Origin of the sequence: Pontibacterium sp., assembly GCF_964228735.1 — a bacterium.
GTDB lineage: Bacteria > Pseudomonadota > Gammaproteobacteria > Pseudomonadales > Balneatricaceae > Pontibacterium.
On sequence record NZ_CAXRBQ010000129.1, the window covers coordinates 1 to 6785 of the forward strand.

Consider the following 6785-nt stretch of genomic DNA (forward strand, 5'->3'; position numbering starts at 1 on the left):
GAGATACCGTTTTCGGTTTTCTTACCATCTTTCCAGATGTAACCCATGTGACCTTCAACGGTCGGACGGGTCCAGGCCAGCTTACCGGTTTTCGCATCGTAGGCTTCAACCTTACCCACGATCCCGAATTCACCACCGGACACACCGGTGATGACCTTACCTTTAACAACAATCGGCGCTGCAGTCAGAGAGTAGCCCGCTTTGTAGTCGCCGACTTTCTTCTTCCACTTCACCTTACCGGTGTCTTTGTTCAGGGCTACCAGCTTGGCATCCAGGGTACCGAAGATCACCAGATCGCCGTACAGGGCAACACCACGGTTGATTACGTCACAGCACGGCATAATGCCGTCTGGCAGACGGGCATCGTACTGCCACAGTTCATCCCCGGTTTTCACATCGATTGCGAATACACGGGAGTAGGAACCGGTGACGTACATAACGCCATCCTTAACCATCGGCTGGGATTCCTGACCACGCTGTTTCTCACCACCAAAGGAGAAAGACCAAACCGCTTTCAGGTCTTTAACCGTGTCGGTGTTTACTGCTTTCAGCGGGCTATAGCGCTGGCCACGTAGGCCAAGGCCGTTGGAGACCACGTCACCCGTCGTGGCCTGGTCGTTCAGAATATCTTTATCGGTTACACCGGCAGTAGCCATGCCAGAAAATGACATCGCGGCTACCAGGGCTGTGACAGCAAAGCCTTTGCCTGCGGCAAACTTACTCATCGCTCTCTCCTTTACGGATTCGTTTTTATTTGGGCGTTCAGGAGGGCCGGGAAATTTTCCCAACACTTGGATGAATTTTTGGTTTTTACCGCCTGATCAACAATTCAACAGCGGGACTAGATTTATAGTCCCTTGGTACTACTACCTTGCCAATCAACAGTAATTTAGCGGGATGGAGACGAGGCGCTAGGGGCGGGATTTCACAAACGCCAGGCAATAAAAAGCCCGCAGAGCGGGCGAAAAAACAACAACATGCTTTCACATGTCTATTGGGGCCTGCACACCATGGAGGTTGCGGCCACCGCCGAAGCTATATCATTTATGACAGCGAACCCGGCAGTTCGTTTACCTAAATCACTAAATGGGATAATGATGACTAGTTTCAAGGGTTTATCTTCACATAATGTGAAAACCGCCTCTTACTCAGACGCGCCATCTGCCTGTCAAAATACCCCAAATATCAAAATGCGGCCTCCTCATAGTCCGGATAGAGGTGCACCACACTGCGCACAAACTCTTCCCGGCTCAGATTGATCGCCGCCAGCGATGCGGGCAATTTACTCTGCATCACCTCGTGCATACTTTTACCTTGTGCCGCGCTTTCGGTCAGGGTGCGATCCAACCAGTCCAGGTAGGATAGCATCTGCTCCACCGCCCGTGTGTCGTGCACCACCGGACCGTGCCCTGGCACCATCAGCTTAAAGGGGATAGCGGCAAGTTCGCGCAGTTCTTTAGCCCACGTTCCAATACCCGGCGTATGCGGCGTGGTCAGCATGCGCTGGAAGAACACCATATCCGCGGCAAACATCACCCCCGTGGTTTCATCCACCATCACCAGATCTGCACCGGTATGGCCAGTAAACGAATAGAAGCGAAAGCGGTGATCCCCCACCTGCATCAGGTCCTGCTCCAGTGGTTTGGTTGGCAACTGCAACTCTGTGGCCCGCATCCAGTCACCCACCATGCGGTACATGTTTTCGGCGTAGGCGTTGCCATGTTGCGCGATCTGTTCACCGGTTTTGGGTAAGGCCCAGATATCAACATCGGCAAATGCCTGGTTGCCGAGGAAATGATCCGGGTGCTGATGGCTGTTGAACACATGCGCCACTGGTTGATCCGTCACTTGGGCGATCGCATTACGCATCGCTTCGCCATAACGCCGGGATGGGCCGGTATCAAATACCACCACGCCCTCCGAGGTCACCACAAATGCGGTATTCATGATATTGCCGCCATTTTCACGGCTGAAGTCCTGCATCTTGCCCTGCAACAGGTAGGTATTAGGTGCAATCTGTTTGGGTTGCAGCTGGTACTCCAGCGCCAACACCTGCCCACCCCATACAAGGAGAACAACACTTATGAACGCTCCAATCGTCTTGTTTAGCATCATGACCTCCTAGAGCGCTTTCTCAAACTCGTTACCGTTGTTATCCCGCAGCCAGAGATGATGCTTTGCATCGGTTGTACGCAGATCAAAGGTAATCACTGGGTTCTCACTCACCGGTGGGGATAATTCCATCCGCGCCAATGCGCGACCGGACTTGTCACGTAGCTCAACCTGCTGGATAAAGAACTCGGGGATTGAACCCACCAGCCCGGTGTCCATCGGGTGGATCACACGGAATTTGTAGCGACTGGACTGGGCACCTTTAAACACACGGCTTTTGGTTTCACCCAAGTGGCTTTCCCAGTACGGATCAGCATTGCCTACACTGGGTGTAGTGCATCCACCACCGGCTGCTTCCAGCCAGCTGCTGCCGATATGCCAGACACCATCTTTGGTTAGCACTGCGGCGCGTACCGGCGTTGCCTGCTGCACCTTGATACGCATCGATACCTTGGGCAGCACATCAGGATGGGGATAATAGGTGAAGATGTGCTGGATCGGATTCATATCCGCCCAACTGACGATCCGCACGATCTCGCCGGTCAACGCGGTGGCATCGATATCTACCGGTACCTGGGTTGGGTCTTCGGCAAACTGGGGCACACCCACTTTGATACGATCATCAAACACGTACTCAGCGTTATTGCCGAGGAAGATCTGTCGGTTGTAGTCCCACATCACCGAGTTCAGTGGGTCCGCTTGAGAGTTGGCCTGTAATCCGGCCGACAGCATAAAACTCAGGCATAGGGTGAGTATTGTTGTTATTTTCACGCGCCTTCATCCTTTCGCTCTTTATCGATCAGTTGTGCGGGCTTTACTGCACCTCCTGATAAAGCCCAGGAAGTTCGTATGTCAGGCCATACTGCTCGTAAACCTTCGCCATCTCACCGTTACGGATCATACGATCGACCACCTCTTCCACCGCATAGCCCAGCTGGCGGTAGGTGCTCTTGATCGCCATACCCAGATCCCACTTCTGTTTACCCATCATCGGGAAACCATTCTCACCGATGCGATAGTTGGGATTTTTGGCTTTAAACAGCTGCCAGTCGATCTCGGCGCGCATACCCATCACCGCATCGACCTTGCCGTTCTGCATCGCTTCAAACGCCTCCCCCACATTCATAAAGTGGCGTGCGTTATCACGCATCCGTCCACCAAATGCAGCGGTCAGGTAAAAGGCTGGCAGGCTGTCGATCTCGACACCAATCGGATGGTACTGGAATACGGCCACAGTTGAGACTTCGTCCAGCTTGCGGCCGTCGAACGCGATGCGCCAACTCTCCCGCTGATAAGGACCAAACATCACCACCTGTTCGTGGGCCATCTCACCGGTTGATTCGCGACGGAAAGCAAACTCACGGTCATACGGTACCCGCATCATCACATCGGCGAGTTTCTTCATCGCCAGCGGTTGTTCTTCGTCTTTATCGAGGTAGTGCCCTTTCCAGACATTGTTGCGCAGATCATCTTCCAGATTTTCGTCTGGCGTGATCCAGTGAGGACGGAACTCAACACCCAGCTTTGCCGCGATACGCTTGCCGATCTCGACATCAACACCCGCTGGCTGGCCATTCTGCTTGAAAGAGTAAGGGGGGAAGTTTTTATACAGACCAATCGCGATGTAACCCGACGAGATCACATCATCGTAATAACGTGCGTGAACCTGCCCGGCGAACGCCAGGCAGGTGAGCAGCAAAGCTGCAACAATTTTACATCTGATCACGACGAGACTCGATGTAAGTACGGATCGCCCAGAGCGCTTCCTGACTCAGGTGATCGGCCATACGCGGCATGTAAACTGCGCCGTCACGCACGGCACCGTTACGCACACGGTATACAAACCACTCATCACCGTCGAAATCCGATTCCAGCTCTCGCAGATCCGGCGCGATACCACCAGAGATCGCTTCCAAACCGTGGCAACGCGCACAGTTCTGGTTGTACGCGGAATCACCGATACGTACAGCTTCTGCGTAATCTTTGTTATCCGTACCGCGGTACGGGTTTTCATCCAACCACTCTTCACCCAGAACGGTCAGACTGCCTGTTTCAACTGCCTGCGGAGTTACATCCCCGTGCGCCATTACCTGCCCCGACAGCATCAAACATGTCATCGCAGCCGCAGCTACACCCAGCACTTTCTGTTTTGCCATTTTCAGTCACCTGCTTTCTTATAATTCTGCTTGAGCAGCGCTATATCCTTCACCCGGTTGCCGCTCAGAATGACTAAAATGATAGGCTCAGGCGACTCTTGGCCTGTACTGTACTTTGGCTTTCAAAAACTAGTACCTTGGTACTAAGTTGACGGTCCAAATACCGGCTAAAACCCACTTCTACTACTCATGGACGAGCGATATACAACTCCCAGATGAGCGGGAAATTTGCCCGTCAGCAACCGGGAAATCCACCAGCTCAAGCCATGGCATTTTCCCCGCCTCAGCGGGTTTTCTTCCGTTGAGACAGATTCCTCTTGCGTCACACAATTTGATACGTAGATCCGGGCCCGCCCGGCACTCCCTTCAACCTAACCGCAAGGTGGAAACCTAATGACAACAACAATAAAGAAAGCGGCGCGCCATCCACTGGCCGCAGGCATCAAGGCAGCCGTACTGAGTGTGACACTGGGATTGGGCGCCACAGCCGCGCACGCAAACAGCCATGTAACCTGGGACGACATCGCCAACGATGCCAACACTCCAGAGGACGTACTGGGTTACGGTATTGGCCCTAAAGCGCAGCGCTACAGCCCGCTGACACAGATTAACAAGGACAACATCCACAAACTGACTCCAGCCTGGTCCTTCTCGTTTGGTGACGAGAAGCAGCGTGGTCAGGAAAGCCAGGCCCTGGTGCATGAAGGCACTATCTACGTGACCGGCTCATACTCCCGGGTATTCGCGATTGACGCACGCACCGGCGAGCGCAAGTGGTCTTACGCTGCCCGTCTGCCGGAAGACATTCGCCCCTGTTGTGACGTGGTAAACCGCGGTGCGGCAATCTACGGCGACAAGATCTTCTTCGGTACGCTGGACGCTGCAATCGTGGCACTGGACAAAGAGACCGGTAAGGTCGTTTGGAAGAAGAAATTCGGCGATCACCGTGAAGGCTACACCATGACCGGCGCGCCAACGATCGTTAAAGACCAGAAGACCGGCAAGGCCCTGCTGATCCACGGTTCATCCGGTGATGAGTTTGGTGTAGTCGGCAAACTGTTCGCCCGTGATCCGGACACCGGGAAAGAGATCTGGATGCGTCCGTTTGTTGAAGGTCACTACGGCCGCCTGAACGGTGAAAAAAGCACCCCAACCGGCGATCCAGCCGCTCCATCCTGGCCGGACGATCCAAACTCCCCAACCGGTAAAGTTGAAGCCTGGAGCCACGGCGGTGGTGCGCCTTGGCAGAGCGCGAGCTTCGATGCGGAAACCAACACCATCATCATCGGTGCGGGTAACCCGGCACCCTGGAACGGCTGGGCGCGTACCGCTGAAGGTGGCGATCCGAAAGACTTCGACAGCCTGTACACCTCCGGCCAGGTGGGTGTAGACCCAACCACCGGCGAAGTGAAATGGTTCTACCAGCACACCCCGAACGACGCCTGGGACTTCTCCGGTAACAACGAACTGGTGCTGTTCGAATACAAAGAGAAAGACGGCAAGATCGTTAAAGCAACCGGTCACGCCGACCGTAACGGTTTCTTCTACGTTGTTGACCGTGAAAACGGTGATTTCGTTCGCGGCTTCCCGTTCGTAGACAACATCACCTGGGCGACCGGTATCGATCCTAAAACCGGCCGTCCAATGGAAGTGGAAGGCCAGCGTCCACCTAAACCGGCTGCTGGCGAGAAACGTGGTGCGTCCATCGAAGTATCCCCGCCGTTCCTGGGCGGTAAAAACTGGAACCCGATGGCATACAGCCAGGATACCGGCCTGTTCTACATTCCAGGCAACCACTGGAAAGAGGATTACTGGACCGAGCAGGTACAGTACACCAAAGGTAGTGCGTACTTGGGCATGGGCTTCCGCATCAAGAAGATGTTCGACGACCATGTAGGCATCCTGCGTGCAATGGATCCGAAAACCGGCGAACTGGTTTGGGAACACAAAGAAAAATTGCCGCTGTGGGCGGGCGTCCTGGCAACCAAAGGCGGCCTGATCTTCACCGGTACCGGTGACGGTTACCTGAAAGCGTTCGACGACAAGACAGGTAAGGAGCTTTGGAAGTTCCAGACCGGTACCGGCATCATCTCCCCACCGATCACCTGGGAGATGGATGGCGAGCAGTACGTGGGCGTGACCACAGGTTACGGCGGCGCGGTACCTCTGTGGGGTGGCGATATGGCTGATCTGACCAAGCCAGTTCCTCAGGGTGGTTCTTTCTGGGTATTCAAACTGCCTAGCTGGGACAAATCCGTCGCTAAAAACTAAGACACGCTAAGCCCACCGGCGAGCAAGTTGATGATTATCTTGTCGCGGTCGGAGACCGCTGCTACAGGTTTGGCGTAGGTTGGCCACCGCATAGCGGTGCCCAACATGTTAGGCATCGCCTGCGATGACTAACCTACGGATCTAATTAAAAGACTTCCAAGGTTAGCAAACACCCACCAACGTGTTCATCAGGCCATTGGCTTTCAGCTTTTCCCCATCCTCATCACTGCGTACCAGCAGGGCACC

At 54.4% G+C, this 6785-nt stretch carries 6 protein-coding genes; 1 reads left to right on the plus strand and 5 read right to left on the minus strand.

Features of this window, described 5'->3' with window-relative positions; all coding sequences use genetic code 11:
• The 5 genes from ACEQ15_RS14775 to pedF form a co-directional block, all read right to left on the minus strand.
• The coding region (locus ACEQ15_RS14775) for a PQQ-binding-like beta-propeller repeat protein (RefSeq protein WP_370279985.1) at window positions 1-725 on the minus strand (725 nt) is incomplete at its 3' end.
• Window positions 726-1185: 460 nt separating this feature from the next.
• On the minus strand, window positions 1186-2112 hold the full coding sequence (locus ACEQ15_RS14780; RefSeq protein ID WP_370279986.1) for a quinoprotein relay system zinc metallohydrolase 1: 927 nt from the start codon (window positions 2110-2112) through the stop codon (window positions 1186-1188).
• Window positions 2113-2121: 9 nt separating this feature from the next.
• Entirely contained in the window at window positions 2122-2883 is a 762-nt protein-coding gene (locus ACEQ15_RS14785; protein WP_370279987.1) for a quinoprotein dehydrogenase-associated SoxYZ-like carrier, read from the minus strand.
• 43 nt (window positions 2884-2926) lie between these two features.
• Window positions 2927-3838, minus strand: coding sequence for a substrate-binding periplasmic protein (locus ACEQ15_RS14790; protein WP_370279988.1), 912 nt, complete (start codon window positions 3836-3838; stop codon window positions 2927-2929).
• Entirely contained in the window at window positions 3825-4268 is a 444-nt protein-coding gene (pedF, locus tag ACEQ15_RS14795; protein WP_370279989.1) for a cytochrome c-550 PedF, read from the minus strand. Before pedF ends, ACEQ15_RS14790 begins: the two co-directional genes overlap by 14 nt.
• A gap of 393 nt (window positions 4269-4661) precedes the next feature.
• Here pedF and ACEQ15_RS14800 point away from each other — a divergent pair, with 393 nt between their 5' ends.
• A complete protein-coding gene (locus ACEQ15_RS14800) occupies window positions 4662-6539 on the plus strand; it encodes a methanol/ethanol family PQQ-dependent dehydrogenase (RefSeq protein WP_370279990.1) in 1878 nt (625 codons plus the stop codon).
• Window positions 6540-6785: the final 246 nt, after the last annotated feature.

Bases quoted from the DNA above. Each gene is read 5' to 3' on its own strand.
- ACEQ15_RS14780 (WP_370279986.1), bottom strand. From the start codon at position 2,112: ATGCTAAACAAGACGATTGGAGCGTTCATAAGTGTTGTTCTCCTTGTA.
- pedF (WP_370279989.1), bottom strand. From the start codon at position 4,268: ATGGCAAAACAGAAAGTGCTGGGTGTAGCTGCGGCTGCGATGACATGT.
- ACEQ15_RS14800 (WP_370279990.1), top strand. From the start codon at position 4,662: ATGACAACAACAATAAAGAAAGCGGCGCGCCATCCACTGGCCGCAGGC.